Genomic DNA, 3,273 nt, shown 5'->3' on the forward strand with positions numbered 1-3,273 from the left:
CTAGGTTTACCCCTTCAAAGCACTGAAAAACCCAACGCAATGTCGGTGCACCATTTGGCTGGTTTATTTGACTCGGGATGGTTTCATTAGATTGTTTCATTGTCTGTCTCATCCGCCGCTGGGCGATGGAGTAAACCAATAATGATAAGGTCATGATCATCAACAATGCATCTATCCGGCTTGGCTTTTTAATAAACAGCGAGGACACAAAAAAAAGCGGGTCTTTTAAAAACCTAAAGCCCCTTTCAACTGAAGACTGCGCTTTGTAATGGTGAAGAATAGCCTCTGGACTGAGCTCGTTTTCAGTGGCGTTGCTTGCAAGAATGAAACATGATTTCTGCTCCACTGCGTATTGGATGACTTCCTGCTTCTCGGTGATTTCGGCAACGGCTTGCCAGACAATGCTTTTGACCGACGCATCTTTTTTCGGCCGGCCTTTGCCTTCATACGTTTTATGCTCAAGACAATCAAGCTTTGTTAGCTTATGATATTTTTGGTTTTTATTTAAATCATGTAAGGCTTTGAGTGCATCTTGCTGGCAGGCATAACGCTGCGCCTGCAAATGAAAGAGGTCTTTTTCAAGCTTCGTTTTATCGCGTTCAATCTGTCTGGCAATCGTTTTCCCCGCCCGCTCACCGGCCGCTTTCGAATGCACGACCATCCATCGTTGTGTGATCCCCATATGCTCGACATGCTTCACGCTATATTGATAATTGTCGTCAATCTGTTGCCATTGTTTGGCGGCCAGTGCTTCGGTAATCAGGGTGTTTTCAAGTTTGATGGTCGAAGGAATGAGGGTGATAAAGGTTAACTGCGACAAAAATTCTGCATTGTCTTTATGATAAAGTTTGCAATCGGCCACAAGATAACTAGGTTGTTTGGATTTGTTCAGCATTTCAACCAGCGCTTTGGCGCGCTCTTTAAACACTTTGGTATCGGCAGTATTGCCATCCCAATTCTTACACGCCAGCGGAATACCACCGTCCTGGCTGACAATCATCTCTTGTACAACTTGTTTTAAATCAGGACGATGTGCTTTGCTGTAACCGTGCGTAATGTGGATAACCTGCTCATCACACTCTTCGTCAGAATTATCTACATACTCACCGGTCAGCGAGTGGCTAGTGGTATCCAGTGATTTAAAGGTGCAGTCGACGGCTTCCAATTCACAAGCTTGATGCGAGACCAGAGAAAACAAGCTTTCACAGCCAAAGTCGGCACATTGGTCGAGCGTCCTGCCCAGCTTATGCCGATTAAAATGAGAAGCTTCAACGCCTTTACGGAATAAATGCTCCATCGGTAGGTTGGTAAAAAACTGCGGGCTTAGAGATAAGGGCCGATTGGAAAACCCTAACCCATTCATAATCATACCTTTAATCGCCTCGCCTGGCGTGATCTCTTGTTTGTCATCTTGAGGCAAATGCTTATCTAACAGGGGAACAATGTTTAAATCATCAATCACGCCAGCAACTATGCCATGATGGTCTAACCGTTTGATCTTTAATCTCATATCACCCCCCTGAAGTTGAGGTTCAATGATACTTAATAGGGGATCGAGCAGGAACAATTAAAAATAGAAAAATGCTAATTTGGTCTGATCAATGTCAGTTTTATGTGACCAATAATCGTAATTCCGATTTATGTTTTAAATTGTATTTTTCAAATTTACGTGCACAAAGTTATCAGTACGGTGATATCTATCGTGTTACTCCTGGGGATAGAGTCTGGGTAGCCTATGCCTCCTCTTTCAACTCAACGGGGCAATCGGTTATTTCAGGTTCACCAAGGGTGGCGTGGTCATGGATCGAAAATTGGCAAAGCTGTGATAACGTAGAATGATAGTGTAGCCGTCAGGTGATAACAACGCCAATACATGGCTGGCGGTATTGGCTGCATTACACAAGCTTAGAGATGTATTTTACAAACCAAGGGAGTGCCGGGTTAAATGTTAAAAATTTTAATGGTTTCATTGATGTTAATTATCAGCGGTTGTGCATCTTATACTACCCCTGGCGGGAGTGTGCAATTAAGCCAGCTTGCTGATGCAGACATAAATGAATTGATGGCAAAACAGCCTGCCGCTACCTTTCCTGCGAATCTTGCCGTCGCCCGCATTCAGGCATAAGGCTATCGCTCTTTTGGTGCCCGTAGTTTTGGTTCAGGTCGCTACAGCGTAGTAACCACTAAAGAAGTGGAGTCACAATCCGACTTTGACAAACTCCTTGCGCTGCCTCAATTGCAGGGTATTGCCCCATTAAACAGCATTTTACTTCCTGAAAATCTTGATTCTATAAAATCCCTCAGAGAAGCTGCTGCCCGATTGAAAGCTGACATTTTGGTCATTTATACATTTAATACTTCCTTTCATGTTGCTGGACAACGTTATGCGCCTTTAAATGTTATTTCGTTAGGGTTTCTGAAAAATAAAGAAGTATCAGTTACTACTACGGTATCTGCAGCATTTTTTGATGTTCGAACTGAGTACCTTTACGGGTTGAGTGAAGCAACGGACACTAAAAATAAGCACTCCAGCATTTGGAGTAGTTCTGCTGATGTTGATGATTTAAGGCTGGCCACAGAAAAACAGGCTTTTGCAAAACTGATCCCCGAGCTGGAAAAAACCTGGGCCGGTATTGTTAAACACTATTCGAATAATCATTGAGAACTGAAAATGGCTAATGAGTCATCAGAAAGCTGTGTTGCAGAAGCACAACCGCAGTGGAAAAGATCGATATGGACCACTGTCTGGATATGGTTCATGTTAATCATGACATCCATTAATATTCCAACAACACTGCTGATGGCCGATAGCATTATTGCGCAAATACCTAACATGAATATGGTAATGATCTATTTTTTGGTGTTGCTATCTCTCATCAGTGTTTGTTCATTAGTGCTGATTTTAAAACACAAATTTATTGGTGTTTGGTTGTTTGCGTTTGTTATAACCACCGTTTTCATATTTAACCTCTTTACTGTCGGATTGATGCCGGCGCTCTTCGGGCTAACCGGGGCTGTGATACTGTTTTTATTATTAAAAATGGGTGGTGCAAACAGTGCGTGGTCGAGGTTGCATTAGGGCGTGGTGACTTTGCAGGGCCAATAATACCTGCAGGGTAATCGCCTATTTTAATGGTATTCAATTATTGAACAGAAAATTTATATACCGGCTCTGACGAATTTCATGGCAGTCCTGATCTGATCATTCGCCAAAACTGTCAAACTACGGAACGCACCATGAATGTTCAAGCCATGCTCGCCGATTTTCTCTCG

General features: G+C 43.0%; 4 protein-coding genes. 3 read left to right on the top strand and 1 reads right to left on the bottom strand.

The window, feature by feature from the left end:
* Positions 1-1,510: IS1634 family transposase (locus V7D78_RS16640; RefSeq protein WP_333609574.1), on the bottom strand; the 1,510-nt coding region annotated here is incomplete at its 3' end.
* Positions 1,511-1,945: 435 nt separating this feature from the next.
* Here V7D78_RS16640 and V7D78_RS16645 point away from each other — a divergent pair.
* From V7D78_RS16645 to V7D78_RS16655, 3 genes are all read left to right on the top strand, one after another.
* Positions 1,946-2,125, top strand: coding sequence for a hypothetical protein (locus V7D78_RS16645; RefSeq protein ID WP_333609575.1), 180 nt, complete (start codon positions 1,946-1,948; stop codon positions 2,123-2,125).
* A gap of 66 nt (positions 2,126-2,191) precedes the next feature.
* Positions 2,192-2,662: a hypothetical protein gene (locus V7D78_RS16650; protein WP_333609576.1), complete on the top strand. Its 471-nt coding sequence runs from the start codon at positions 2,192-2,194 to the stop codon at positions 2,660-2,662.
* Positions 2,663-2,671: 9 nt separating this feature from the next.
* Positions 2,672-3,079: a hypothetical protein gene (locus tag V7D78_RS16655; RefSeq protein ID WP_333609577.1), complete on the top strand. Its 408-nt coding sequence runs from the start codon at positions 2,672-2,674 to the stop codon at positions 3,077-3,079.
* The last annotated feature ends 194 nt before the right edge of the window (positions 3,080-3,273 follow it).

The organism is Arsukibacterium sp., assembly GCF_036735525.1.
Taxonomy (GTDB): Bacteria; Pseudomonadota; Gammaproteobacteria; order Enterobacterales; family Alteromonadaceae; genus Alishewanella.